Source organism: Acetobacter lambici (assembly GCF_011516885.1).
Taxonomy (GTDB): Bacteria; Pseudomonadota; Alphaproteobacteria; order Acetobacterales; family Acetobacteraceae; genus Acetobacter; species Acetobacter lambici.
Genome location: NZ_WOTD01000014.1, coordinates 1 through 26,203 on the forward strand (window position 1 = coordinate 1; position 26,203 = coordinate 26,203).

Below are 26,203 nucleotides of genomic sequence, written 5' to 3' on the forward strand. Positions count from 1 at the left end.
TGTGAAGGACTACGAACAGCGGATCGACGTCGCAGAGGCCATGATCCACATCGCCATGGGAAGCCTCATGCTACGCCGAAACGCTCATCCGTGAATTTCCAAAAGGGCTCTTACCTCTGTGCCGCCATAACGGTATGACAGAGTCTTACCATCTTTGGACAGGCTGTAATCGGCAGTTATTTCCAGTTTACCATTCCGTTTAACTACAAGATGGTAATTATAGTCATCAGTTTTTGTAAAATACACGACATTGAACGGAATTGAACCTCCTTGGCTATGGTATTCAACTGCGGGTGTCCCATCCACCTGTGCAGCCCAGTGGCCAGAGCTGAATTGACCTTTTGCATTCAGCGTCATGAAAGAAACGAGGACTTTTCCTCCTTCGGTATAGGAAAAAAAGCGCAACGCTTTGCGCGGTGGCGGGTCTGTATAATGAGACGCCGCAATGTCTGCCTTCCACGGCCCAAGCAAAGCGTTTGGCACCTGCTGGAGCGCATCTGTACCATGCCACGGTTCCTCTGCCGCGTGGGCAGTGGGGGTAACATGCGCCATGGCAAGAGCCAAAAACATGGCCACCCCAACCTTGGGTGACAAAAAGCGGAATATGGAAGCTTTCGTGTTCATATCCATTATGGCTCCAGGTTATTGCGGATCGTAGCATGCTCCACGACGGCTCAGATGCCGTGGCGAAGTGTCAGCCTTTAGCGGCAATGCTATATCCTGTTATAATAACCGTAATTATGAGGGACGATCTCTTCTACAGCACGGAATGCCTGATCAATGGCGGTATTACATAAGTCCTGACCAGATGCGTCACTATTAGCGATGGAAATCCGGCCAAACCGTCGGCGGGCTATTTCGCAGGGTTGCTCGCCAGTAGGGCTGGGGGGATCAAACAGAGAGTTCTGCGCCATGGCAAAACCGTGCGGCCAACGGTTAACGGTAATGCCCATAATGTCGCGTGCGGCGTCAAAACCATAAGGCCCAAGAGCGTCGTTCATCTGGCTGCGGACGGCGCGTTCAAATGTTGCAAATGGTGTTTGCAGTAGCCCCATTCGTACCATTCTGAACTGTTCTTGCATGCTCAGCTTGTCCGGCATGTCATACCCCAGAATAGTTCGGGTCATGGTTTCGTTATTTAGAATACCCGAGTTGGTGCCGGTCATAAATGTTACAAGAACACCTTTCTTTGGGTCCATATCGGGGATGCCATCATTCTTTGCCCACGGAACATCCAGCGCAAAACTGGCAAAGAACCGTGTTGGTGTATCCACGCGGTTGACGCCAGCTTTTTGGAAGGCTTCCCAATTCCGTATCAGAACAGTGGTAATCTGGTTGGCGGCTCGGACGGCTTTGTGCTGGGCGGTTTTTTGTTCCTCGGGCATTTCCGGGCACAAATAGGGGATCATGTTGTTGTTGCCAGCAAGAATAACATTCTTGCCCATAACGCGAAGGCACTTGCCATCCCGGATGTAATCAACTGCAACCTGACGTGTATCGGGCTCGAATAGTCCCACAGGTTCTGGGCCAACATGTTGAACCCGCACAGCAATACTGCTCAGCCGGATGCGGGCGGGTGCCGTGGGGCGGTCAAGCGTGTCGTAGAGAACCCGTGTTGTTTCCAGTGATTGCCATGTTCCCTGTGGTAAGGCCTGTGGCACCAGTTCACGCACCATAAGGCGCGCCAGATCAGAATTGCCTGCGGGCAAATGAAAGTCTGCTGCCGCACTCTGGGGGGATTCAGGCGAATAGGGGGCGCGTTCCACTCCCAGTGTTGAAAAACCGGGAGCATAGCGGAAATAGGCAAACCATGCGCTGGAAGCTGTTTTGCTCAGGCACCACACACCAGGTAGCCATGGCAGGGTTTCTGGCGCGACTTTTACATAATCCAGTAGATACTGCTTGTAAGTGATGGTTTGCAGGCGCTGGATTTTCTGCTCCTTTGTCATGCCTGCCATATAGTCAACCGTGCCATGGTAGACAGCGATCAGATCCTGCCTTACGCGCGGTGGCAGTTGCGCTGTTTGCAGGAACTCCAATGTCGGATCGGTAAACCGAACATGTGGGTAAAGTTTTCCATCGCCCCCACTCTCATGCGGGAGAAAGCTGGCTGGTCGCAGCCCTAACTGGGCAAAAGGATTGGTTTCCTTACGTTTTATCGTAAAGTCCGCGCCAAGACTTTTGACAAATGCCTTGGTATTTTCTGTCCACTGGTCAGGTGCGACAAAATAAGCCGATCCCCCGGTGGTCATAAGAGTACGCCCATCGCTGACGAATTCGTTGCGTTTGGCGTGCCCCCCAAAATCATCATGGTTGTCTAGCACCAGAACCCGTGTATCCGCGCCAAAACGCCGACGGTAGAGGCATGCCGCAGCCAGACCGCTCAGGCCACCGCCCACCACAACGAGGTCATAGGTCTCGCCTGTTGGCAGGGGGGCTGGGTATGGGGCGCCGTCTCGGCGTGCATGTGCCGCCTCGAATGCTCCGGGATGCGCGCCACGCATGCCATTGCGTAAGGGGGGGTAGGTCGTGGCAGAAACCGGAGTTTGCGTGGCATGATTGGTGAGAGGAGACGGCTTTGCGGTCTCCTTCGCCGCTTGAGCCATATGTGATCGCGCCAGAGACGCTCCAAGTGCTGCTGCGGTCACGCCGTGGATCATATCACGACGTGAAATTGCGACACCCATGCCCAGCTTTTTATCGCTATTTTTCATTTATGATCTCAACACCATGGATATCAAAGGGGGGGAGAGGAAAAAGAAAATCAGCCTTCCATCATTTCTTTTTGATGTGCCTTGGCAAGTTCCATCATGGAATTAAAGCGGAAATCAATTTTGGGCATTGCCCCCGGGTCCATTGTCGCCCCAAATCCGTTCTGCGCGTGGCGGCGGTAGATCCAGCAAGATGTAAGCCCTGCTTTGTTGGCAGGCTGATGGTCGTGGAACAGGCTTTCTGCCGTGTGGAGCACATCGGAGGGAGCTAGTCCGATGTCGGCCAGATATTCCAGCATATATTCAAAATTACGCATGGATGGTTTATACGAACCAATATCCTCAGCAGTGTAAATGCCGTCAAATGCAATATTCAGCCGGGCATTACTGCCGCTGAAAGAGCGGGCATCGACATTGGAAAGGATAACCAGCTTGAAATGCTGCTTCAGATACGTTAGCGCCTCGGTGGAATCTGGAAAAGCAGGCCAGTTTGGAACAGAGTTTCCGTAATCCTGAGCCTCGGATACTGTATGAGAAACTCCCCATTCCTCCGCAAGGCGACGATAGACGCTGGATAAAATGGCAGGGTAGGGGCGGCCGGGGGTCCACTTTTGCTGGCGGGATTCATATTTTGCGTGGGCTTGCAGGATTTCGTCACGGCTGAGGGGTGTTTTCAACCGCGATGTCAATGGCGTTAAGGCATTGATAATGCCTGTTTCCCAGTCGATTAGAGTTCCGTAACAATCAAAAGTCAGGACCTTAAAGTCTTTTAATTTCATCATGTGCTCCATCTCGTTGGAAAACATCCTTTTTCTTTTCTGATGATGACCAGGAAAGAAAAAGGATGTTTTCTTGGTCTGCGGCATAGTGCGTTTTTTCTGATACGCTACGTTGAGGATTGAGTGTTCCGCATCAGACAATCTCTTCATAACAAAACCACTGGGTATTTCTTTGCAAAGCATGGCATCAGCCGTTCGCTTCGTTCTATTATATTCCGATAAAGAAACGAAATATAATATCGTTCATGTACCGTAAACGGCAGAATGTGGGGATTCCCGCCTGCTGATGGAGGAGGCGATTCCTAAATTTACGGAATGACTGAATGGCTGAGCACGTTATGTGGCGGACCGTATGCTTGACGGTTATGCCCATAATCCATGCTGAGATGCCGGTTTGTGCATTATTTTCAGGGAGGCTGAAACTCCCTGCGTAATTTGTCGGACTTTAACGTTTTTGTGGCATGTGCAGAACACGCCAGTTGCTAATTGCGCCCAAAAACAGCAGGAGGCTGGTTCCCAGAAAAGCAAAACGCATACTAATCTGCCCCCCGATGAAGCCACCGAGCAATGGCCCCACAACTTGCCCGACAAATTGCGCAGACACGGCATAACCCAGAACAACACCGACAGAATGGTCTGGTACGTTATGCCGGATAACTGCCGTAACGCAGGGCATTAATCCTCCTAACGAAAGCCCCATCAAAAACCGCAATCCAATAAGCTGCCATCCTGCCGTCACAAAGGCTTGCGGTATCAGCAGTAAACTGGCGACGGCAAGGGCACTTACAATAATGACGCTATGGCCCTTTTTGTCGGCTACACGGCCAAGGTAAGAGGCTGACAGAACACTGCCTAACGCTGCTGCGGACATAACCAGTGCGGCAATAAGCGTCACACGGGTTGGGTCGATAGTCAAAGATCTTATATAGAGTGTAATGATTGGCTCGATCGACATATTGGCCACCATCAGGAGTAAGCCTGTTCCAAGCATGGTGATCATGAGCGGTTTGTTTGGAATATCTGACCAGTGGATTCTGGTTTGTAAATGTTTTCTGGGCGGTGGCTGCGTCTCCCTTATCAGGAAAAGGGTCGCAAGAAACGCTATAAAAATCAGACTGCCTGCGCCAATAAATGTCATGCGGATACCGACAAGTGGCGGTAAGAACCCTCCTACTAGAGGGCCGATCAGATTGCCCGCCATTACTCCCGAGGATAGGAGCCCCAACGCCCAGGCTGACTGACTGCGAGGTGCTTGTGATGCCACCAAAATCATGGCGCCAGATGAGTAGCCTCCGGCGATGCCTGCCAGAAGTCGCAATCCGACCAGTTGCCAGATCGTGGTGGCGCAACCCATGAGCGTTATGGTAATGGCCATTCCCAAACTGGCCCGCACAAGCATGGATTTGCGTCCGTACAGATCCCCCAGTCGTCCCCATACGGGTGCGACCACCCCGGCAGTTAGGTAAGTTGCTCCATAAGCAATGCCTGACCACTGGGCAATGTCTGCCTGCCCATCGATGCCAAGTTGTTCCACATATAATGGCAGGAACGGCAATATCAGTGTCATGGCGATCAAGGTTGCGAAAGAACCAAATAAGCAAACAACCAGATTATGCCGCCAGTAGGGTTTCTGATATTCAGACTGAGTGTTATGATGCATACGGCCCAGTCAATTTTTAAAAGATTCACAGTTTTTATGGAATGAAAGAAAAATTTTTCTAGAAGATGGGCTAATCAAGGGTCAAGAAAAAAATAGTTTGAGTGCATGGGCAGCCCTCGGGGGATAGTGCTTTTGCCATTGACATGGCTCCATGTCTCGACAAGTTTTTGGATTGTTAAGTTATTGTATGTTCAGAAAACTAAGTTGCATCAGGTTTGTTGAGATGTTTTTCGTTTGACCTGAGCAAATAACGCATGAGATTTTTACTGTGCGAGGAAGCGTACCGTATCTCGCCCTTCAATCATATATTCTATCCGGGGTATGTCCCCGCTCTTCCAGATAAGGAGCTGGCGTGGGTGCGAAGGCGTTCTTTGGACCTTGTTCGAGGGGCCTGCTACTTTACTGTTTCTTTACAACCGAACTCATCGATTGGCATGTCCTGTATTGGGGGTAAACCATGACAGGAATGTAAAGTAAGATTTTATGTGAAATAGAAATCACAAACATTCCCCGATCATCGTGGGTAAAAAACATCTCCATCGATACTGGTTATATTCAATGGGTACAGCGTCGATATACGGTTACTTTATCTCTAAATATCCAATTTCATCTCTACCGAAAGCGCTTATTATTTTTGGGGCGCAGGAGACGATCTGCGCAGATCAGTTTGGGCACAATGTTAATGGGAACGGGCGTTTATGCCGCCTCATGTCCAGCCTCTACACATTCATGTGATTTTTGAAGAGATTGTTTGGGTAAATTAATGCATAAAAGTAATTTTCATGAGTTATAATAACAAGTTTTTATAAAAAATTCGTATGTATTTTCCGGAGTGAATTGTAGAGGCTGGTTAAGATACATATGCTATTAGATGCGGAAATGAAGGTCGTTTTTCCTCGCTATAACACGTAAAAACTCAGTGGGTTTCCGCACTATGAAATTCGGTCTTGTTCAGAAAATTGTTTTAGCTACAACTATTTTTCTTTTTGTCTCTGCAATATGTGTGGTTGCGGAAGTGACGCATCTCGTGCGCGATGAGATGCAGCAGGCCTTGCTGGGCAAGTTGCATGCCGGAATGCGGGCAGCGGTGAGCCTTTTGCAACGGGATATGCCCGGAATCCATGTGACATGGAATGCTGATGGCACGATACAGAGAATAACGGCCGATACCGTGCCATTGCCGGTCAATGGTCACGGTATGGCTGACGACATTTCACGCGTAACAGGCGGAAGAACCGTTCTGTTTGTCACGGATAGTAACGGAACCGATTTTATACGCCGTATGATGAATGGAAGTGAGAGGGACCAGCGTTCTCTTGATACGCCGCTTGATCACAATGCTTCGTCTTATAAAGCTATCGTGAAAGGGGACTCTTACGAAGGGCCTATGGTGCTTCTCGGTAGCAATTTTTACACGGTATATCAGCCTATTTTTTCCCCTGAAGGCAAGGTTAAGGGCGTGCTCAACGTTGCGATCAGAGGCGACGAGGCTGACGCCGTAATTAGTGGGTTTTTATGGACTCTCACACTGGTCTCGGCTGGAGTGATGCTTGTGGCCACCGTTGGCATGGGTGTGGTCACGGCATGGTTGCTGCGACCTTTGCCTGTGATCACCCAGTCTATGCGGGTTCTAGCTGAGGGAGATACAGCGACGCCGGTTTCGTATATAGAGCGCCGCGATGAAATCGGGACGATGGCCGGAGCAGTTGAAGTGTTCCGGCAGGCAGCAATTGACAAGGCTCGTCTGGAGAGTGAAGCAGCAGATGCACGTCGCAGGCAGGAATCTGAGCGTCGGGTTGCGCAGGAAAGAACTGAGGAAGCGGCGCGACAACTGAAGGTTGCAACGGACAGTCTGGCTGATGGACTACAGAAAATGGCGGGGGGAGACCTGTCCGTTCAGATTAGGACAAGATTTGCCCCCGATCTTGAACCTCTTCGAGAAAATTTTAATCAGTCCATCGAACAACTGGCTGGCGCCTTTATGGGTGTTTCTGGCTCGGCGCATAGTATTGGCAACAGTACGCAGGAACTGGCAACGGCTGCGGATAATCTTTCCCGTCGAACAGAGCAGCAGGCTGCTACTCTGGAAGAGACATCTGTCGCACTGACGCAGATCACACAACGCGTGCAGAAGACCACAGAGGAAACCCAGCACGCCCATAAAGTTGTTAACACCTCCCGTAAAGATGTTGACCATGCTGGAGTTGTGGTGGGGCAAGCTATTGATGCCATGTCCAGAATTGACGAATCATCAAAAGCAATCTCCACAATTATCGGGCTGATCAACGATGTGGCGTTCCAAACCAATATTCTGGCCTTGAATGCCAGCGTGGAAGCCGCGCGGGCAGGTGATTCCGGGCGCGGTTTTGCTGTTGTCGCGTCTGAGGTGCGCCAACTGGCACATCGTTCGGCAGAGGCTGTGAAGGAGATATCGTCTCTGATCAACGGTTCAACCGAACAGGTCAAAGCCGGGGTTCTGTCCGTAAAGGAAACCGGGACCGTTCTACACCGAATTGTGGGGCAGGTGGGTGAGATTAGCGAACTGGTTTCGAATATTGCAACGGCAGCGCAGGATCAGGCGACCAGCATCATGCAGTTAAACGTTGCGATAACCAGTATGGAGCAGACAACGCAACAGAATGCAGCCGTGGCGGAACAAAGTGCTGCGGCTAGCCATAATCTGGCGATCATGTCCGGTGAATTGCAGAAACTTGTTGGTCGTTTTGAGCTGGGTAACATGATGCGACTGGATAAAAAAGCGGGGCAATTGTCCAGTCGGCCGGTGTCTCTTCAGCTTGTTGCGGAATGAACTGCCTTGGAAGGTATTGGAGAGGCAAACTCTTGGATAGTGGCCCTACGGTCGAAAACAAGCGGCAATAAAGGAGGTAAGCATGAAAACTCTCTCTCAGGTCACTGTGCTGCTTTTGACGGGATTGATGTTAGCGGCATGCACACACCGGCATCATCATGACCATCGACGCGATAGGGATAGAGGTGGGCCAAGTGATAGGACTAACATGAATACACACTTTGGGGGAGAGGCGGGCGATAGATATTAATCAGAAATATTCGTTCGCAAGAGTGCATTATCAGCATGCGTTTTTGCTGAGAGCGCATGCTGGTGATCGTTCGGGTAGTCTGTCGGTTGTGCGAAGGGAATACGCGCAACAGGATCATGCGGGAACCAAGCAGGTTTTGGTCGGGTGTGGCATTACCGCAGGCCGTTCCCGGCTCTGAAAGACAGAATGTGCCATGAGATACGCCCATGGTAATTTTGAAGCTTTTGTCCGCCCCTTAAAACCTGAAGGTGTGGAAAAAAAAGCAGCATGGATTGTTGGTGGCGGGCTGGGAGGTATGGCGGCTGCGGCTTTCCTTATCCGGGATGCGGGTATGGCTCCATCCATGATTACCATTCTCGAGGCATCGGATGAGAATGGTGGAGCGCTGGATGGTGCGGGCAATGCCCAGACCGGCTGGCTGATCCGGGGAGGGCGGGAAATGGAGGAGCAGTTCCAGTGTCTGTGGGACCTGTATCGCTCCATTCCCTCGCTGGAGATGCCAGATGGCACGGTGCTTGATGAGTTTTATTACCTCAATCGTTTGGACCCCAGCAGCAGTCCCCTGCGGGCCATGTGCGGACAGGGGCAGCCTGTGCCCGACCGCCACAGTCTGACGCTGACTGGCAAGGCCCGGCGGGAGATTATCGCACTTATTCTAGCTGATGAGGACAAGCTTGCGGGCAAAACCATTAGTGATGTGCTGTCCGGTGATTTTATGGCGTCCAATTTCTGGCTATTCTGGCGCTCGATGTTTGCTTTTGAGACGTGGCACAGTGCAGTGGAAATGAAACGCTATCTAGCGCGTTTTGTACACCAGATCCTCGGTTTGAAAGACCTGCGTACGCTTAAATTCACAAAATACAACCAGCAGGAATCCTTAAGTCTGCCGCTAGCTACATGGCTGGCTGGTCAGGGGGTGGTGTTTCGGCATGGGGTGCGGGTGACGAATGTTGTCGTGGACACATTGAGCGGAAAAAAGGTCGCTACGCATATAGATTGGTTGGAAAACGGTGTTGTGGCCGGGGTTGATCTAACTCCCGAAGAGCTGGTTTTTGTAACTAACGGTTCCATGGTGGCTTTGTTGCAGAATTCGGCATGCGGTCGTGATGAGTCCTTTGATGTTCTGTTCTTTACCGGACGGCCTGCGTGAGGGGGATTCCGAGCGCTGTGAAGCGATTGAGTATGGCGATACGGACGTGAACTTCCGTGACCTGACGGTCGAAGTCCCGTGCCGTCAGGCGCTGACCGAGAAGTTTGATGCAATGCATTTTCGTCTCGACACGGCTTCTTCGATGATAACCGCTCCATCGTTTCCAGATGGCCCGACCGAGATGCCCACAGGCCCGCAGAGCTTCATTGCGGGCGATGGCCCCCGGTGATGTGGGGCTCCATGGTTTTGCGTTCTTCCGAGGCGGAATGATAGCCTGGGCGCCACGGTCGGCGATGGTTTCATGGGATTGCCTGGTATCATACGCGCCATCGGCGATGACGCTCGCGATGGTCTCGTCATCAGGGATCTGGGCCAGAAGTCCCGGCAGAACCGGGGCATCACCGACCTCGTTGCCCGTGATCTCGACGGCCCGGATTTCCAGTGATCCTTCGTCAATCCCGATGTGGAGTTTACGCCAGATCCTACGTTTCGAGCCGCCATGCTTACGCCTGTGCCATTCGCCTTCTCCCTCGACCTTGATCCCGGTGCTGTCGATCAGGAGATGAAGCGGTCCGCCCGAGCCACCATAGGGAATATCGACTGTCAGGGATTTCTGCCGCCGGCTCAGCGTGCTGAAATCCGGTACATGCCACGCCAGTCCAGCCAGGCGAAGCAGGCTTTCGACGAAACCGGTCGCCTGCCTCAGGGCCATGCCGAAGAGAACCTTCAGCGTCAGACAGGTCTGGATCGCGGCATCGCTGTAACTCCGTCGCCGTCCCCGCCGCCCCGTTGACAGGCCTCCCCAGGTCATCGCCGGATCAAACCACACCATTAGAGACCCACGCTTCTTCAGCGCCGCGTTATAGGAAGGCCAGTTCGTCGTTCGATAGGTCACAGGCTGCGGCTTGCTCATGCCTTCCCGTTACCAGATAGGATTCACTCGGTGAATCCTGCCACCATAAATTCTGCAACAAAGCCGGAGGGAGGTCATGGTTTGTGGCGGAGACAAAGGTCTCAAAATAACACCATGTTTTTCGGGCCTGCATCCGCAGGAAAAGACTTTCGCTTTCGGTTGCTTCCAGTCTGCGCGCAGAGGCACTGTACTGGCTTGCCTTCCATGCAATAACCGGGGACAGACACCAACTTAAAGCAAAAGGAAGAATGACAAGCCAGACCAGGTGGGGTGCCACAAACATTGTTCCCAACGCGGCAAGGCTAAGCAAAACAGCCCCACTCATATGATGGAAGTAGCCTGGAATTTGTTCCTTTGGTGCATTGGCTGCCTGTGCGGCTGTTATCCATTGCAGCATGTTCCTACGGGTTATGAACACACGTCCTAATGTGCGGATAATAGCATCCCCCATCAGGCAGGCCTGATCGGCAAGGAATGTGAAGTTGAGACCGATCGTAAGGATCGCGCGTCTGGCATTGAGTGTGAAGAGTGACAGGTAACTTAGAACCGTTTCCCCTCGCCTATGCCGCAGAATATCAATCAGAAGTGGTAGGAGTGCCGGAATGGCAAGGGCTGAGAAAATATAGAGGCTCCAGATTAACGCGCTCCGAAAATCAAGAAACCACCCGGTAAAAAGAGCCGCGATTGCCATGGGGGCGGACAGGCTGCGGCGTAGGTTATCCAGCATCTTCCAGCGCGAAATGCCGGCAAGAGGTTGGGTTTTTAATCGAATGGTCGGGCAGTATCCCATCCAAGAAAATATCCATGGAAGAAGTTGCCAATCCCCCCGCACCCAGCGATGAAGGCGGGAGACGGAAACAAGATAATCTGTTGGAAAATCTTCTATAACTTCAATATCACTGACTAGACCGGCGCGGGCAAAAACACCTTCAAAAAGATCGTGGCTTAACAGAGTGCCTTCGGGAACCCTGCCAGCCAGAGCGGCTTCGAATGAATCAATTTCGTAAATGCCTTTTCCAGCAAAAGACCCTTCCGCGAACATATCCTGATATAAATCGGATACGGCGGCAGTATAAGGTTCTATACCGTTCGGGCTTGAAAACACTCTTTGAAAGAGTGTACTTTTCCATGCTTCCGGTAAGGATGGGGTCACACGGGGCTGGAGAATTGCATATCCTTCCGTGACACGCCCTTTTATGGGGTCAAAATATGCGCGGTTAAGAGGGTGGGCAAGCTTACCAACCAAACGCCTGACGACCTCGTGTGGTACGCGTGTATCGGAATCTACCGTCACGACATATTTTACATTCTGGGGGACAGTCTGCTCGGAAAGGTTTATAAAACTGGTGTCTGTGGCGCCCCGTAACAAACGGTTGAGTTCATGTAGCTTCCCACGTTTGCGCTCCCACCCGATCCATTTGCCCTCGCAAGTGCTCCACTGCCGTTTGCGATGGAGGATAAGGAAGCGGACTCCGGCGGTCCCGGGGGGATAGGTCTGGTTCAGGCGCGCTATTTCTTGTGTGGCAACGTCAAGAATGTCCCAATCACCTTGGCGGAACTGTGTGGATGCATCGGTCCAATCTGTCAGGAGTGCAAAATAGATTTCGCCATCACGGCTTGCCAGATAGTGTTTTTCAAGCCGTTTGATCATTTCCTGTATGGATGAGCGTCTTGTCAGCAGTGTTGGCACCACAACCAGAGTGCGTAAATTTGCAGGCACACCATGCTTGAGTTCCAGAGCCGGAAGCTCGGATACTTTGAGCGCCCAGAGCAGAAAGCGGTTTACACCGGCAACGACGGCATCTGTTGTAGGGATAAAACCAAGAATAAAAAGGAATAATAAATTATATGTCGATAAGTGGTGGTGTAATAAAAAAAGTGACATGAAAATAATAGAAAAAGATAATGCTGTGATGATAATACTGTATCCAGCTATGCCGCCAATGCGGCATAGCTGCGCGAGTTTTACTCGTAGTGGGGCGCGGTATTCAAGCTCGACTTCAAGGTCGTGGCGACCTTCGGCCAGAAGATAATAACCGGGATCTGCCCGTCGGAGGCCCAACAAGTTTTGCGCGCTTGTTCTGGCAGCAAGCCCGACAACTTTTTGCGCGATATCACATTCAGTATGTCGGCATCCTTTGGCGAGGATTTCTATGGATTGGCTATACAGATTTCTAGTGGAAATATCCATCTGTGAAAAATTATCATATTGGTAAAGTATTTTACTAACAGAACTTGTTTTTTCTGTGATTTCACTCCAGTCGAGTGTTATCATTAGCCGCATGCTTGTGATAATATTGCGAATTGTAGCATTGAGAGCGCTCTGCTCCTGCAATTCATCATGCACTATTCGGTCAATATCAGTGCCTTTTTCCTGAAGTAAATTTTCCAACCACAAAAAAGCAGAGTCTTTTTGTGGTTCTCTGCCCCTCAGTCGATGCGCAAATTGTAGCAGGAATGTAGAATTCAATTTTTCGACCTGAGTTCTGGCAAGAATTTTCAGTATTCTGGTTGTACTAGGGCGTGAACTGGCTAGAACAATATTGGCCAGTTGGTCCGCTTGTTCTCGGTCACTCAGGTTCTGACAAATTTTTTCGGCAATACGTCGAAGGTTTTCGATCAGGATCATCTTAATCTGGATGGGAACAGCCCATATTTCCCTGATGAGCAGGGGTCTCTTTGTCTGATACGTATTTAAAAAAAGACAGAGGGTTTTTGCATCAATATGGCTGTCTGTATGAGCAACTACAGCCCAGGCTATTTCAAAAATACGAGGTAGAGGTGTAAATGTACCCGTAGAAAGTTTGGGAAGTTCTTTGTAGGATTTATATGAAAAATCTAATTTTATATTTTGTATCTGTGCATCTATAAAATAATAATTGTCAATAAACCATTCTGCCGCTGGCGTGATTTCCTCTCCCGCCAGAGAGGCTTGAGACAGACGAATATTGGAACTTAATAAAATTCGGGCATTGTCTTTGAGCCGTTCAGTCAGGGCATTATCCCGCTGCGCAGGGAGCAAATCCTTATGGGCTTCGGCTAAGTTTTTTGCATGAAGGTAAAGTCGGTCTGATCCAAATAGATCAGATCGAATAATTTTGTCATCCTGCCATAACAAGGGGAAGAAAGTGTGTTTTTTGAAAAAAAGAACCATTTTTGACTTCCTTCACGGGCACAATTTCCTCTGATTGTTGACTTTAATAAGAAAAAAGCATTGTACTGATCCGGGCGTTGTCTTTATCGTATGTGTGAAATTATGTTAACTTATGAATTATAATTATTCTAAACGCGCATTAAAAGAGAAAGTTTCGTGCCGTCTAAGGTGGGCATGGAAGAATTTAAACATTATTCTGTTATGCTGATAACGAAGGGTTTTTAATATTAATTTCCACGCAACTATGTTAATTAAATTATAATTTGCATTATAGTTATGCACTTGAAATTATTTTAAGAATTTTTATTGGAATGAAGATCAGGATAAAACGCTTAGCTGCGAACTATGAGGTTATCTGGGAGTGGTTGGCTATAATTAACGTGCATACTGCACAAGGAGGTTAAGATACGCTGTCTGCTAGCGCGTTGTATGACTATGCTATACCTCTTACGTTCATGATTTAATATTTCCTCTTGCATTTTTGAGAGGATATCGGCCTCCGATAAAAATCGGATTAGGGTGGCAATCCGGTTGAATATTTCTTGTGCTCTGTTTTGTGAGACTACGTATTGATGGCAGTCTGAACAGCACTGGCATCCCTTGCGGGGGGTGATGCAACGTCTATGCGTGGAGTGGATTGCTACCACGTTTTCTTCTGTCGTATTGTAAAAACAGCCATCGGTCGTCTCTACAACACGAACGATATGTGCATATCCGTTATCATGCTGCTCTTCTGTAGACACGATAGACAGCCAGTTACCATTTTTTAGTCTGGAAATGGCTTTGGTTTTTAATGAATTCGCCACATACGCACCCATTCCGCACTTATTGCCGGTCGAAGCCTCAGGAGGCTGGAATGAAATTTTTGGAACGTCATTCCAAACTTATGTCCATGTTTTATAAAGCATAACAAAATATGAACTTCAATAACGAGCAATCACTTAGCTGCCATACTGTAATAAGGCGCTTGTATTGGCATGTATTTCACTTCCGGGGGATGTATCCTACACTGTTGGCGTAATGGTTTTGGAGTTTCTTGGGAAATACGTCTTTCCTTTAAGAAATTCACTTGATGGGGAGGTTATTTGATTGATGTCCACAATTTATATTATCGGGTGATATAGGCTTAAATCGGGCTCTAACAGTCTGATTTTTGTATGAATTAATATAATTTTGGAAAATGATTGGAATTTATTTTTTATTAAATTATCAATAGGCATACTGATAAAAGCTACATAATTTATTTTGGAAAGATGTATCGAATGCGAGGCAATTTTTTTATAAAAATATGTTCTTCTTCAATATTGATAAGCTGTTTTTTATTATTGCCCTTGGGGAGTGCTGATGCCAAGGAAAAACCTCAGTCGATGTCTTCGACTGTTATTCAAAAAACGATCGAGCAGGCTTATGATAAATATAGGTCTGTAACAGAAGGAAAGAACGCTAATTATATTCCTTATCTCGCCAAGGCGGATAGTAAACTTTATGGCATTGCTATTGTAACAGTTGATGGACGAATCTTCAGGGTTGGGGATGCCGGGCACCCGTTCCCCGTGGAATCGGTTTCTAAAATTTTTACTTTGGCAGACGTGCTGCACAAGCAGGGCGCGCAGAATATTCTGGGTAAAGTCGGTGTTAACGCAACCGGGTTGCCGTTTAACTCTGTGCTCGCCGTGGAACTGAATAACGACAAGCTAGGGGGAAGCCCCCCTCCCGGCAATCCGTTGGTCAATGCTGGGGCAATTGCAACTGCCAGTCTCGTTCAGGGCAAAACGCTGGATATGCGGTGGAAAAGTGTGCTTGATACCGCATCCGCATTTGCGGGGCACCAGTTGCATCTTAATGATGATGTTTACCAGTCAGAGATGGCCAGCAACCAGCATAATCAGGCTATTGCCGTGCTCCTGCAAAGTTATGGTCATCTCTATGCAGACCCTTCGGAAACGGTTGATCTGTATACGCGTGAATGTTCTTACGATGTGGATGCGGTTGATCTGGCAACCATGGGGGCCACATTGGCTAATGGCGGAACAAATCCGCGGACTCATCAAACTGTCGTGGATGCTCCAACGAGTGCGCGTGTGCTAGCTGTTATGGCAACGGCGGGTTTGTATAATACGTCTGGTGAATGGCTGTTCAAAGTTGGGCTACCCGGAAAAAGCGGGGTTGGGGGCGGTATTGTTGCCGTTGTTCCCGGTAAGCTGGCTATTGGCGTTTACTCATCACGCCTTGATGACGCAGGGAACAGTGTACGTGGGCAACTGGCGGTGCAGTTTATTGCCGAATCTTTGGGCGCTAATATATTTTCTGCTCAATCACAGTAACAATGCGAAGGTGAGATTTTTATACAATCGCTTGTATGGGGTGTGTTTATAGCCCGCGCGTTAAAGAATATTTTTGTGACGGTTACCATAGGGCAACTCTTTGGTAGTCGGTTACATTGGTGGAGGGACCAACCGGATGCTGGGTTTGCGAACCTTCACCACCAAAGTGTCAAGTTCGGAAAGAAAACGGGAGCGGTCGGCTCTTCCAAACGCCGCGCTGCCGGGCGTGATCATTCCTGCCGAGCGCAGGTCTGTCATAAGGTTGCGCATGGCCAACGCCATACCTATTGCATCGCGATCGAGCAGTCTGCCTTTGGGTTCAAGAACATAGGCTCCCTTTTCCACGCAACGCGCGGCTAAGGGGATATCGGCAGTAATGACGACATCTTTCTCCTTGGTGCGTTCGGCAATCCAGTCATCCGCCACGTCTGGTCCAGCATCCACCACAATGCGCTCGATTAACGGAGTATCTGGCACAGCGATCATCCGGTTGGAAACAACAAAAACGTGCAAACCATAACGCCCGGCAACACGGTACACTTCATCTTTAACTGGGCAGGCATCAGAATCGATAAAAATACGTGTCATTCCCATAATCTGCCGCAGCCGGAGTTATGGGACAAGACGGGGGAGATATTTCTGGAGCTGCTGCTGCCCCAGATCAATAGTAGTGTCCATAATCGTTGTTGGTTTAATTAAGGGCTGTATTGATAATTCTGTATTCCAGATAAGGCGATAACAGGGGCCTCATATTTCGATAAGCATAGTATGGATGCTCTGTAAGAATTTAAGTTGCGGGAGCATCACGGATGAAGAAAAATATTATGCGCACCATGCGCTTTGTGCTGGGCTGTTTTGTGGTGGCGGGCGTGGCTGTTGCGTCCCCCAGCATGGCAGCAACTCCGCCATATTCTGCAGGAACGCCGAATGGGGAAACTGGGCAGTCCATGCGTCCGCTATGGGTGCTGGTGGCGCAGCGTGGCCCGGATAACGAAGATGCCATGATCACAGCATATTTTTATACACGAGCAGCCTGCGAGGAAGCATTGAATTTTTTCCGTGAACAGCAGGAGCACCCTCGCCGTGAATTCCATGGGGCCTGCCTGCCATCGGGTGCCTCATAACGCGCGATTTTTAGCTTCTTTACACATAGAGTATCTCCAAACCTGTAGGGTTTACGCGTTGTAGCTATGGTGTAGGCGGTCGTTTTAAAGCGGCCGTTCGCCCATATAGGCATGGAACACGCCAAATGAGGTATGTTTGCGTACGTTGCTAAACCCAACAGATTGCAAGGTATCCAGAATACGGGCAGGCGGCACGCACTCTTCAATCGTGTCCCAGTAATAGGCCATGAGCGTTCGGCTTTCCTGCGAGGCAGCAACGCCAGATAGCAGAGGCACCACCCGACCAAGATAAAATCGCAGCAAAAACTGGACAATACGGTTATCAGCCCGCCCAATTTCGAGGATCAGCACGTGCCCTCCGGGTTTGAGGGCCTTAAGGTAGCCGGAGAATGTGGCCCGCAGGTCCTGCACATGCCGTAAGGCGTAACCCATGCTCAGCATATCAACGCTTGCTGGGGCGATGGGTAGAAGCTGGGCATCCGCCAGAACAGCCTGAATAGGTAATTTACTCCGGCATTGCCTGAGCATGCCGGCACTCATATCCAGCCCGATAATATTGCTCATGTCTGTTATTGTTGCCGCTTCACGCGCAACCAGACCCGTGCCAGTTGCAACATCAAGCAGTGTCTGCCCAGCACGAAGCCCCGCCATGCGCAGCATCCAGCGCCGGTACCACTTGCCCGACCCAAGCGAGAAAACCGAGTTGATCCGGTCATAGTAACAGGCCGTCCGATCAAAGATAGAGCGTACAAATTGCCTGTGCTCGCCCTTTGTAAGGTAATAGTCGGGCAGGACAGGGTGAGGTGGGCAGGGGCTGCGCTCGGACATTACCATTTCCGGTTCAATGATCTGGGTATTCGGTTCTTATCGTAATTGAGGTATGTGGACCAGTCTTGCCGCGTTTTATCTGATTTTGGCTTTACAGGTATATCTGCCATGTTCCGCTGTATTGTTCTTATTCCATCCTATAATTCGGGAGCGTTGTTGCGCAGGACGGTTGCCAGCGTTCTGGCGGTGTGGCCGGATATTGTGGTGGTAACAGATGGCAGTACGGATGGAAGCGATCAGACGCTGGAGGATATGTTACCGCTGCATCCGGGGTTAAAAGTCCTGCATCTGGCACATAATGGTGGCAAAGGGCAGGCTGTTCTGCATGGTGCGCAGTGGGCCATGCGGGCGGGCTATACACATGTCCTAACCATGGATGCCGATGGCCAACACCCGGCGCAATCCGTGCCCGATTTTATATCGGTAGCCCAGCGTAATCCCGGTTCTCTGGTGCTGGGGGTGCCCGTGTTCGGGCCAGAAGCTCCTGCGCTGCGCGTATGGGGGCGCAAGCTTTCTAACCTCCTGATCGGTATGGAAACACATGGTGCCATTGAGGACTGCCTGTTTGGATTCAGGGTTTATCCTGCGAAGGCCATGATAGCGGTGCTTGAAGCATCACGCTTCATGCGTGGCTTTGATTTCGACCCCGAGGTTGCTCTTTGCATGGTCTGGCAGGGTGTTCCTGCGCTCAACAAACCAGCTGCCGTTCAGTATTTTAATGTTGAACAGGGGGGAATTTCACACTTCCATTATGTGCGGGATAATGCACGGCTGATTTTTATGCATTTAAGGTTGCTGTTTACATGGGTGTGGCGCGCGTGTTGCGGAAAGCCGCCACGGTCGCTCTAAGCGATACGTGTTGGAAGTTGCGTATGACAAGCCGTCTTACGCCAGCCTCCACAACCATCATCATCAAGGCTGCGGCAAATGTACCGCCGGTCAGCGGCCATTGCCATGTGCCTTTTGGCCCCAGCCAGAACAGCAAGGGCGGTGTGGCCAGGGCTGCTGCAAAAAATGTCGTCCAGACAGCAGTCAGTATATGTGTGTAGCGGGCAATATCCGCACGTAAGGGGCCATGAACGCGACCGGCCATTACAGAGACAAGGGGCTGCTGTGATGGCAGAAGAGATCGACCAAACACAAACAGCATCATACCCAAAGACGCAGCGTAAAGGGCGCAGGCATCAACAACCATGACCTGATGGGGCCAGTATATGGTCAGGGGAGTCAGGACTATCGCCAGAACCGTGCTCAATTTGACATACTGGGTCAGCAGGGCAAGCGCCATGCACTGCATGAGGGGGGCGAGCACACTAATCAGCTTTATTGCATGGAATGTATGAGGCATATGCCCAAGAAGAATTGATAAAGAGACAAGCATTACGCCTGACCCACGCCGGAAACGAGGGTGTTTTTTCAACCAGCTTGGCTTTGCGCGAATGTCCGTTTGTGTTAGCTCACTCATGATATCTGCATTTAACATGAGACATGCTGTGAATACGACCCGTTCAACAACAATACAAACGCCTTTTGAGCATGAAGTTGCAGAACGGCTTGTTGCGGCACTTCAGCTTGAAGTAACGGCTGAAGAAATCGTCCCGCTCGCCCCTCTGTTTGGGGAAGGGTTGGGGCTTGATTCCATTGATGCTTTGGAAATTGCCCTGCTTGTCGGGCGTGATTATGGGGTAACCCTGCGCTCGGAAGACCCGGATAACCAAGAGATTTTTAGCTCTTTGCGGTCCTTGTGCGCGTATGTGCAGGCAAATCGTACTGCTGGGTGACATGTATGTCAGGCAGTATGTTTGACCAGCAATGGCCAGATCTTTCTCTTGTTTATGCTCCCGACCGGCCGCTTTTTTTAACTGATCATACCGTTATCAGCGGATGGGCGTTTTTACGCGCGGCGCATCAGATTGCTGCTCTGTTGCCTGATCAGCCTGTAGTGCCTGTGTGTTCCAGCATAAGCCATTTTACCCTGCTCTTTGCCGCAACATTGCTGCGGGGGCAGTATGTTCTGCTCAGTAGCGAGCGGAATCCGACACGGCTGGTCGATCTTGCCCGGGAACATAATGCGCTGTGCGTGAGTGTTGAAGGTGATGCTGAGAGCGAACTCCTGCCTCTAGGCGGGTTGATGGTGCCGGATACTCTGGCAGCCTTGCCTGCTGCCGTTCCCGTTGGTGCGTGCGCCAACCCCGTGATCAGGCCGGACGCATTGGTCGCACTTGTGTTTACTTCTGGCAGCACGGGGCAACCGGTTGGGCATCGTAAGTATTGGGGAGGGCTGGTTACGCGTAGTGTGACTGCCCGCGTTCTGCTGGACCCGGAGGACGCTCCGGCCTGTCTGGTCGGTACCGTGCCTCCATACCACATGTATGGGTTTGAGGCTCTGGTTCTCCAGTGCCTGAACACGCGGGTGGCGGTGGTGGCTGCAGGTTGTGGCTATCCAGCAGACTGGCAGGCCAGCCTGAACCGGGCTTTTGCGCCGCGTATTCTGGTCACAACTCCCTTGCAATTGCGGGCCCTGCTGCGGTCGGGGCTGGCATTGCCGCCTATCCGGCGTGTGGTCTCGGCCTCCGCACCGCTGGTGACCGATCTGGCGGCGGAAGCAGAAGTGGCCTTGGCAACGGAAGTGACCGAAATTTATGGTTCGACAGAAACCGGCTCCATGGCTATCCGGCGGACGGTTGGTGGGCCTGAATGGCAATGGTACAAGGGGGTTGTGCTGAACATGACCGCCGAGGGTGTTGAAATTTCAGCACCGGGCGTGCTCAGCTACGTATTGGCTGATTTTATTCAAACCCGCGATGACGGGAAGTTTCTACTGCTTGGCCGCGTTAACGATGTCGTCAAGCTGGGGGGGAAACGAACGTCTCTGGCCGCGCTGAATGCGACGTTGAATGCTATTCCCGGCGTGGAAGATGGTGCTTTTCTTCCGCCTGAATCCTCTGCAACCAATTTTTTTGCGCGGATGCAGGTTTTTGCGGTATCCTCCACGCAGTCCGCACAAAGTATTCTGCTTGCTTTGCGAGAACAGATCGAGCCGGTTTTTCTGCCACGCAGTGTCAGGCTTGTGCCTGCTTTGCCCCGTAATGCCGTGGGTAAGCTGACCCTTCAGGCTTTGCGCACCATGGCGGGGCAGATTTCGGGGGAGGAAGAGGTGGGGGCATTCATGCTGCCACATGACCATTCTTGCCTGCCAGGTCATTTCCCCGGTCACCCGGTTGTGCCCGGTGTGCTGTTGCTTGATGCAGGAATGAATCTGCTGGGGCAGGCAGATCTGTGCGTGGATATGGTCAAATTCCTGCATCCTGTTCTTCCCGGCCAGAACGTGGTCTTTCTCGCCCGGAACTCTGGCTCCGTTGTACGTCTGGTGGCCAGAGTGAATGATCAGCCTGTTATGCGGGCTGTGCTAAAGGCAAAGCCAGAGCATGCCGGGCACGACTGATAAACGATGGATTGTGCCAGAACGTGGTAATCGTTTTGCCATGCGGCTTGCACTGTTCTTAACCCGAAAGATCGGGCGGCGGCGGCTTGAGTGGCTGCTTGGCCCCATTACCTTATATTTTTTTCTGCACAACGGGTCTGCCCGCCGGGCGTCACGCGCGTATCTGCGTCGTGTTTTGCAGGCCCCACATGGAGCCGTCTCCATAATGCGGCACATGCGGTCCTTTGCCCAGATTGTGCTGGACCGGATTTTTTTTCTGCAAAACACAAAAGACATGCCACCTGTGCGTGTGGTCGGGCGGGATAGATTTTTGCATGCTCTTGCTGCGGGGAAAGGGTGCCTGCTGCTGGGCGCGCATATTGGATCGTTCGAGGCTCTCCGGGCTTTGGGGCGCGAGCATGCCATGACATTGCGTATGCTCATGTATCGTTCCAATCTGGGGGGAGCTACGGATGTGCTGGAAACACTGGACCCCACATACGCCCAGACGATTATTCCTATCGGTCAGGTGGATACCATGCTCCGTGTGGCCGAAAGTCTGGGCCGGGGCGAAATTGTAGGTATGCTGGGCGACAGAACGCCCGATACAGGCCGGTGCGTATGCGTGACCATGCTGGGGGGGGAGGTTCAGCTTCCTGAAGGGCCATTCCGGCTGGCTTTGGCTACGGGAGCACCCATCGTGCTTGTTAACGCAGTCCGTGCGGCCGACGGGGTTTATGACGTAAGCTTTGACTCTTTTGATGTGCCATACCCCTCATCCCGGCAGGAACGGGGAGCCTTTGTGCAACAGGCCGCCGAACATTATGCAAAATGGATGGAGGGGCTGTGTCTCAGGCACCCGTTCTCATGGTTCAATTTTTACGACTACTGGAAAGACCTGCCATGAAAGTTTTCTCCCTTTTGGCAATATCAGGTCTGCTGGCGGGCATGGGGCAGGCAGGGGCGGCGGAAAACGACGTTGATCTGAGCAGGCAGATTATTGGCTGTCTGGGGCAGGTGGTGCAGAGAACCCAGCCTTTCCATGAGGAAAAGGAAATTGCAGCCCTGACTCACCCGCTGTTTTCGTCCGGTGTGCTGGGATTCCATCGCCCCGCCTATCTGGAGAAAATGACGCAGGCTCCTCGGCAGGAAAGGCTGGTTATTGATGGAGGCATGGTCTCCATCCAGCGTGGGACGGGGAGTGTGCACCACGTCCCTCTGGCGCAAAGCCCCGCACTGGCGTTGCTGGTCACAACCATGCGTGCCCCGCTGGAAGGAGACATGGCAACTCTGACGCAGGATTATACCTTGAGTGCACAGGGCAACCTCGGTGCATGGACGCTTAGCATGACCCCCGTTTCGCCACAGGCTATGCGACTGGTGCATCTGGTCGTGCTGAAAGGGCGCAATAACGTCATAGAGAGCCTAAAGATCATGCAGGCCAATGGTGATGTACAAACACTGACTCTTGATCCGTGAAACCGCGCAGAAAACCGTGGGTTCTGGCTATCACGCTGGCGGTATCGGCCCTGTTTGCGGCTCTGGTGTTCGTGAGCATTCCGTTGCGGCTGGACATGGCGGGCTTTTTGCCCCGTGGGCATGACGATGGCACACGTTTTTTGCTCAGGGAGGTGCAGGGAGGCGTTGCCGGTACGGTTATTATGCTGGGGCTTGAAGGTGCGCCTGAGCCGGAACTGGCGCGCCTGAGCTTAGGCCTGCATGCCGCACTGGCCAAAGACCCGCAGTTTGTATCTGTTCTGAATGGTGTATTTGCAACCGATCAGGCCGAGGCGCTGCGAGCACTTCTGTTCAAACACCGTTATCAACTTGCCTCTGATGATGGTGTGCGCAATCTGGGCGCGCAGGCGCTGGAACAGGCATTTGCCAATGTTCTGGACGGGCTGGCTTCCGCTGCTGGTCCGGTTTTTTCCGATACGCTTTTGCGGGACCCTACAAACGCATTTGTCCAGACTGTGCGTGCGCTTGAGCCAGATGTGCATGTTAGGCTTCTTCATGGTGTGTGGTTTGCACCGGACCGAACGCGTGCCCTGTTATTGCTGCGGACCAAGGCCCCGGGCATGGATCTTGTCCGGCAGGCACAGGTGGAACAGACAATTTCCGCTGCGTTCACGGCTTTACACCCCGGCACTGCAAAACTGCTGATAAGCGGTCCGTCGGTTTTTGCTGTCTCCAGTGCCGCAGGTATGCGCCGTGATGTGGATATGATGGCGCTGTGCTCCTTTGTGCTTGTTGTGAGTATACTTTACTGGCGCTTTCGGTCCCTGTGGGTGCTGACGGCGATTGGTGTGCCGTTTTTACTCTCGCTCAGTATCGCCATGCTGGTTGTCCGGCTGGTATTTGGCTTTGTGCATGGCATAGCATTCGGCTTTGGCATGACCATGCTGGGGGTAGCACTAGACTACCCGGTCCTGCTGATCGGGCACCGTGATCATGGGGAAGGTCCGCAGGCCACACTGCACCGTATTGGCCATAGTTTGCGCCTGGGAGTGACAACTGCCGAGCTGGGCCTGACAGGTATGGTTTTTTGCGGGCTACCGGGGTTGGCCCAGCTTGGCACGTTTGCTGCCGTGGGGTTGGTGGTGGCGGCCATTGTTACCCTGCACGTTATGCCGCGTCTGGTGGTGGCGGCGGATCTGGCGCCTTATATTAGTGGGCCATCAGCACCTTTGGCTCTGGCAGAAGGCTGGCGGTGTTACAGAGGGTTACTTGTCATTCCCGTTATGGTTTGCGCCATAGCATTATGGTGGTCTCCCCCAATTATAGATACGCGCCTGGCAGCCCTGAGCCCATTGCCCGAAAAAACCCTGCGTATGGATGAAGCACTCCGCAAGGACCTTGGAGTGCCGGATTCCTCGCTCATGATTGCTGTTTCCGGCGGGACGACGCAGGCCGTGCTGGAGCGGGAGGAGGCTTTGGTTCCTCTGTGGGGGCAATTGCGCCAGCAGGGCCGTTTGGCGGGTGTGCAGGATGCCGCGCGCTTTCTGCCATCAGTGAGGATGCAACATAAGCGGGTGGAGCAGTTGCCACCGCCCGCAGTGTTGCAGGCCGCTATTGCGCAAGCGAGGGAGGAACTGCCATTCCGCCCTACGGCGTTCGATGCTTTTGTGAGCGATGTAGCTGCTGCACGGCAGATGCCCCCCTTACTGCCGCAGGACCTGCAGGGCACACCGGTCGGCGCGGCAGTGGCTCCACTGCTATTTGAACGTGGCGGACAATGGTTTGGTCTTGTTTTTCCAGAATCGGTTCAGGACCACCAGTCTGTGGAACAGGCGCTTGTGGGGCAGCCTGATGTTCTGGTCATGGACATGCACAAGGAGGTGGATAGCCTGTCCGCCTACCATACCGGGCGGACCCTCCGCTGGATGGCGGTTGGGTGTATGTTGGCATTTGCCGTGCTGGTGTTTGGGTTGCGCAATGCTGGGCGTATTCTGCGCGTAATCGGGGCGGTGGGGGCCGTGCAGATAACTGTATTGGGGGTGTTCGCCCTGCTGGGCCAGCATTTAACCCTTATCCACCTGATTGCGTTGCAGTTTGTGCTCGGGGTCAGTCTGGACTACGCCCTGTTTTTTGCGCGGCCACAACTGGATGCGGAGGAACGGGCAAGAACCATGCGTACATTGCTGACCTGTAACGCCATGACTGTTCTGACTTTTGGCCTTCTGGCCGCATGCCATACTCCGCTCCTGCGCGAAATTGGTATAACTGTTGCGTTTGGTGTTGCACTGGCCATGATCTATGGCTTTCTTCTGGCTGGACAACGCCCGCATATTGGACCACCAAACTCACCATGAAACCACTCGCCATTACCGCCGGAACAGTCCTGAGCGCAATTGGACAGGGGCTGGCCGCTACGCAGGACGCTCTGCAAGCCCGCCGCTCCGGGTTAACGCCGTGCGACTTTGCCGGAATAACAACAGGTTATGTCGGGCGTGTCCCGCAGGTGGAAAACCATACGCTGGAGGGTGTCCACCCCGGTTTTTCCTGCCGTAACAACCAGTTGGCGGATATGGCCTGCGCGCAGCCCGATTTTTTACACGCTGTGGCCGACGCCCGGCAGTTTTATGGACCCGAGCGGGTTGCTGTGGTGCTGGGGACGTCCACTTCAGGCATTCTCTCCGCTGAGGAGGCCTATAGGACGAGCGACCCCGTCACGGGTTTCCCTCCGAGCACGTTTGACCAGTCTCACACGCAGGATATGTTCTCGCTCCCTCGCTTTGTAGCCGCCCGTCTGGGGCTTGAGGGACCATTACTGAGTGTGTCCAACGCCTGTGCATCCTCATCCCGCGCCTTTGTGGATGCGCGCCATTGGCTGGAGGCCGGGCTGTGCGATGCCGTGGTGGTGGGGGGAGCGGATAGCCTGTGCCGCATGACATTACGGGGTTTTGCTTCTTTAGGACTGATCAGTGACACCCCAACCCGTCCGTGTGACGTGGAGCGTTCAGGGATTTCCGTTGGGGAGGGGGCGGGCTTTGCCCTGCTGGAGCGTGAAGGTGCACGCCCCGCCGCCGTGCCCATGGCCCGCTGGGTAGGGTACGGTGTGAGTAGCGATGGCCACCATATGTCCTCCCCCGACCCGCTTGCGCGCGGTGCCGTGGCCGCCATGCGCGAGGCGTTGGTGCGAGCTGGACTGGAAGCCGAGCAGATTGACTATATCAACCTGCACGGGACTGGTACGGTCGTGAACGACGCAATGGAGGATCATGCCGTGCAGTCTCTGTTTGGGAGTGCCGTTCCATGTTCTTCCACCAAGGGGTGGACGGGCCATACTCTGGGTGCTTCGGGTATTATAGAGGCTATGTTCGCGATCGTGATGATGCGTGCGGGATTTGTGCCGGGCTGCCTGAATGTGGACCGTGTTGATCCTACGTTTAAGAGCCAGATACTAACAGATACGCTCAATAAGCCGGTCCGGCGGGTCATGAGTAATGCTTTTGGTTTTGGCGGTACCAATTGTAGCCTGATTTTTGAGGCCATGTGATGCGGGTTGTCTTGCAAGGGGTTTCCGTCTGGGGGCCAGGCTTATCGGGGTGGTCACATGCCGCGCGTGTGCTACGGG

The 26,203-nt window shown here is 52.1% G+C and carries 19 protein-coding genes and 2 pseudogenes; 12 read left to right on the forward strand and 9 right to left on the reverse strand.

The genetic code is table 11. The features are described from left to right. A pseudogene (locus GOB86_RS08120) lies at positions 1–94 on the forward strand (IS5/IS1182 family transposase); the annotation flags it as partial. On the opposite strand, the gene GOB86_RS08125 reads toward GOB86_RS08120, so the two are convergent. From GOB86_RS08125 to GOB86_RS08140, 4 genes are all read right to left on the reverse strand, one after another. Continuing rightward, a complete protein-coding gene (locus GOB86_RS08125) occupies positions 85–630 on the reverse strand; it encodes a lipocalin/fatty acid-binding family protein (protein ID WP_165991851.1) in 546 nt (181 codons plus the stop codon). The pseudogene GOB86_RS08120 and the gene GOB86_RS08125 overlap by 10 nt on opposite strands. An 83-nt stretch (positions 631–713) precedes the next feature. Beyond that, complete coding sequence (locus GOB86_RS08130) at positions 714–2,714, reverse strand: NAD(P)-binding protein (protein ID WP_165991852.1); 2,001 nt, start codon at positions 2,712–2,714, stop codon at positions 714–716. Between the two features lie 50 nt (positions 2,715–2,764). Next, complete coding sequence (locus GOB86_RS08135) at positions 2,765–3,673, reverse strand: haloacid dehalogenase type II (RefSeq protein WP_242012559.1); 909 nt, start codon at positions 3,671–3,673, stop codon at positions 2,765–2,767. A 262-nt stretch (positions 3,674–3,935) separates the two neighbouring features. After that, positions 3,936–5,150, reverse strand: coding sequence for a multidrug efflux MFS transporter (locus GOB86_RS08140; protein WP_165991853.1), 1,215 nt, complete (start codon positions 5,148–5,150; stop codon positions 3,936–3,938). 934 nt (positions 5,151–6,084) lie between these two features. Between GOB86_RS08140 and GOB86_RS08145 the strand changes: the two genes are divergently transcribed. Further along, positions 6,085–7,959 (forward strand): methyl-accepting chemotaxis protein, encoded by a 1,875-nt coding sequence (locus tag GOB86_RS08145; protein ID WP_165991854.1) that lies wholly within the window; start codon positions 6,085–6,087, stop codon positions 7,957–7,959. 443 nt (positions 7,960–8,402) lie between these two features. Then, positions 8,403–9,311: pseudogene (locus tag GOB86_RS08150) on the forward strand (oleate hydratase); the annotation flags it as partial. A gap of 28 nt (positions 9,312–9,339) precedes the next feature. Here GOB86_RS08150 and GOB86_RS08155 read toward each other — a convergent pair. Together GOB86_RS08155 and GOB86_RS08160 are read right to left on the reverse strand one after the other, a co-directional pair. After that, positions 9,340–10,272: an IS5 family transposase gene (locus tag GOB86_RS08155; RefSeq protein ID WP_070324350.1), complete on the reverse strand. Its 933-nt coding sequence runs from the start codon at positions 10,270–10,272 to the stop codon at positions 9,340–9,342. Further along, entirely contained in the window at positions 10,220–13,426 is a 3,207-nt protein-coding gene (locus tag GOB86_RS08160; RefSeq protein ID WP_165991855.1) for a cellobiose phosphorylase, read from the reverse strand. Before GOB86_RS08160 ends, GOB86_RS08155 begins: the two co-directional genes overlap by 53 nt. A 1,262-nt stretch (positions 13,427–14,688) precedes the next feature. Here GOB86_RS08160 and glsA point away from each other — a divergent pair. Continuing rightward, positions 14,689–15,750 carry a glutaminase A gene (gene glsA / locus GOB86_RS08165; protein WP_198912031.1) on the forward strand — a complete coding sequence of 354 codons (1,062 nt, stop codon included), beginning with the start codon at positions 14,689–14,691 and terminating at the stop codon, positions 15,748–15,750. A gap of 111 nt (positions 15,751–15,861) precedes the next feature. Here the strand turns inward: glsA and GOB86_RS08170 are convergent, their stop codons facing one another. Further along, a complete protein-coding gene (locus GOB86_RS08170) occupies positions 15,862–16,338 on the reverse strand; it encodes a YaiI/YqxD family protein (RefSeq protein WP_165991856.1) in 477 nt (158 codons plus the stop codon). A 221-nt stretch (positions 16,339–16,559) separates the two neighbouring features. Between GOB86_RS08170 and GOB86_RS08175 the strand changes: the two genes are divergently transcribed. Further along, entirely contained in the window at positions 16,560–16,874 is a 315-nt protein-coding gene (locus tag GOB86_RS08175; RefSeq protein ID WP_165991857.1) for a hypothetical protein, read from the forward strand. Positions 16,875–16,958: 84 nt separating this feature from the next. On the opposite strand, the gene GOB86_RS08180 is transcribed toward GOB86_RS08175, so the two are convergent. Continuing rightward, positions 16,959–17,702, reverse strand: a complete 744-nt coding sequence (locus tag GOB86_RS08180) for a class I SAM-dependent methyltransferase (protein WP_165991858.1) — start codon at positions 17,700–17,702, stop codon at positions 16,959–16,961. Positions 17,703–17,810: 108 nt separating this feature from the next. Here GOB86_RS08180 and GOB86_RS08185 point away from each other — a divergent pair, with 108 nt between their 5' ends. Beyond that, complete coding sequence (locus tag GOB86_RS08185) at positions 17,811–18,551, forward strand: glycosyltransferase family 2 protein (protein ID WP_165991859.1); 741 nt, start codon at positions 17,811–17,813, stop codon at positions 18,549–18,551. Here the strand turns inward: GOB86_RS08185 and GOB86_RS08190 are convergent. Further along, positions 18,502–19,167, reverse strand: coding sequence for a COG4648 family protein (locus GOB86_RS08190; protein ID WP_165991860.1), 666 nt, complete (start codon positions 19,165–19,167; stop codon positions 18,502–18,504). The genes GOB86_RS08185 and GOB86_RS08190 overlap by 50 nt on opposite strands. 28 nt (positions 19,168–19,195) lie before the next feature. Between GOB86_RS08190 and GOB86_RS08195 the strand changes: the two genes are divergently transcribed. Genes GOB86_RS08195 through GOB86_RS08220 form a run of 6 tightly spaced genes read left to right on the forward strand, consistent with a single transcriptional unit; the run spans position 19,196 to position 26,125 of the window. Continuing rightward, the gene (locus GOB86_RS08195; RefSeq protein WP_338421520.1) at positions 19,196–19,483 is read left to right on the forward strand and encodes a phosphopantetheine-binding protein; all 288 of its coding nucleotides are present in this window, start codon (positions 19,196–19,198) and stop codon (positions 19,481–19,483) included. A gap of 5 nt (positions 19,484–19,488) precedes the next feature. Further along, the gene (locus tag GOB86_RS08200; protein WP_165991862.1) at positions 19,489–21,147 is read left to right on the forward strand and encodes an AMP-binding protein; all 1,659 of its coding nucleotides are present in this window, start codon (positions 19,489–19,491) and stop codon (positions 21,145–21,147) included. Beyond that, on the forward strand, positions 21,131–22,033 hold the full coding sequence (locus GOB86_RS08205; RefSeq protein ID WP_165991863.1) for an LpxL/LpxP family acyltransferase: 903 nt from the start codon (positions 21,131–21,133) through the stop codon (positions 22,031–22,033). The genes GOB86_RS08200 and GOB86_RS08205 overlap by 17 nt, the downstream gene beginning before the upstream one ends. Then, positions 22,030–22,605, forward strand: a complete 576-nt coding sequence (locus GOB86_RS08210) for a LolA-related protein (protein WP_165991864.1) — start codon at positions 22,030–22,032, stop codon at positions 22,603–22,605. Before GOB86_RS08205 ends, GOB86_RS08210 begins: the two co-directional genes overlap by 4 nt. After that, complete coding sequence (locus GOB86_RS08215) at positions 22,602–24,938, forward strand: MMPL family transporter (RefSeq protein WP_253544028.1); 2,337 nt, start codon at positions 22,602–22,604, stop codon at positions 24,936–24,938. The genes GOB86_RS08210 and GOB86_RS08215 overlap by 4 nt, the downstream gene beginning before the upstream one ends. Beyond that, complete coding sequence (locus GOB86_RS08220) at positions 24,935–26,125, forward strand: beta-ketoacyl-[acyl-carrier-protein] synthase family protein (protein ID WP_165991865.1); 1,191 nt, start codon at positions 24,935–24,937, stop codon at positions 26,123–26,125. The genes GOB86_RS08215 and GOB86_RS08220 overlap by 4 nt, the downstream gene beginning before the upstream one ends. Positions 26,126–26,203: the final 78 nt, after the last annotated feature.

Bases quoted from the DNA above. Each gene is read 5' to 3' on its own strand.
- GOB86_RS08125 (WP_165991851.1), bottom strand. From the start codon at position 630: ATGGATATGAACACGAAAGCTTCCATATTCCGCTTTTTGTCACCCAAG.
- GOB86_RS08130 (WP_165991852.1), bottom strand. From the start codon at position 2,714: ATGAAAAATAGCGATAAAAAGCTGGGCATGGGTGTCGCAATTTCACGT.
- GOB86_RS08135 (WP_242012559.1), bottom strand. From the start codon at position 3,673: ATGCTTTGCAAAGAAATACCCAGTGGTTTTGTTATGAAGAGATTGTCT.
- GOB86_RS08140 (WP_165991853.1), bottom strand. From the start codon at position 5,150: ATGCATCATAACACTCAGTCTGAATATCAGAAACCCTACTGGCGGCAT.
- GOB86_RS08145 (WP_165991854.1), top strand. From the start codon at position 6,085: ATGAAATTCGGTCTTGTTCAGAAAATTGTTTTAGCTACAACTATTTTT.
- GOB86_RS08155 (WP_070324350.1), bottom strand. From the start codon at position 10,272: ATGAGCAAGCCGCAGCCTGTGACCTATCGAACGACGAACTGGCCTTCC.
- GOB86_RS08160 (WP_165991855.1), bottom strand. From the start codon at position 13,426: ATGGTTCTTTTTTTCAAAAAACACACTTTCTTCCCCTTGTTATGGCAG.
- glsA (WP_198912031.1), top strand. From the start codon at position 14,689: ATGCGAGGCAATTTTTTTATAAAAATATGTTCTTCTTCAATATTGATA.
- GOB86_RS08170 (WP_165991856.1), bottom strand. From the start codon at position 16,338: ATGACACGTATTTTTATCGATTCTGATGCCTGCCCAGTTAAAGATGAA.
- GOB86_RS08175 (WP_165991857.1), top strand. From the start codon at position 16,560: ATGAAGAAAAATATTATGCGCACCATGCGCTTTGTGCTGGGCTGTTTT.
- GOB86_RS08180 (WP_165991858.1), bottom strand. From the start codon at position 17,702: ATGTCCGAGCGCAGCCCCTGCCCACCTCACCCTGTCCTGCCCGACTAT.
- GOB86_RS08185 (WP_165991859.1), top strand. From the start codon at position 17,811: ATGTTCCGCTGTATTGTTCTTATTCCATCCTATAATTCGGGAGCGTTG.
- GOB86_RS08190 (WP_165991860.1), bottom strand. From the start codon at position 19,167: ATGAGTGAGCTAACACAAACGGACATTCGCGCAAAGCCAAGCTGGTTG.
- GOB86_RS08200 (WP_165991862.1), top strand. From the start codon at position 19,489: ATGTCAGGCAGTATGTTTGACCAGCAATGGCCAGATCTTTCTCTTGTT.
- GOB86_RS08205 (WP_165991863.1), top strand. From the start codon at position 21,131: ATGCCGGGCACGACTGATAAACGATGGATTGTGCCAGAACGTGGTAAT.
- GOB86_RS08210 (WP_165991864.1), top strand. From the start codon at position 22,030: ATGAAAGTTTTCTCCCTTTTGGCAATATCAGGTCTGCTGGCGGGCATG.
- GOB86_RS08220 (WP_165991865.1), top strand. From the start codon at position 24,935: ATGAAACCACTCGCCATTACCGCCGGAACAGTCCTGAGCGCAATTGGA.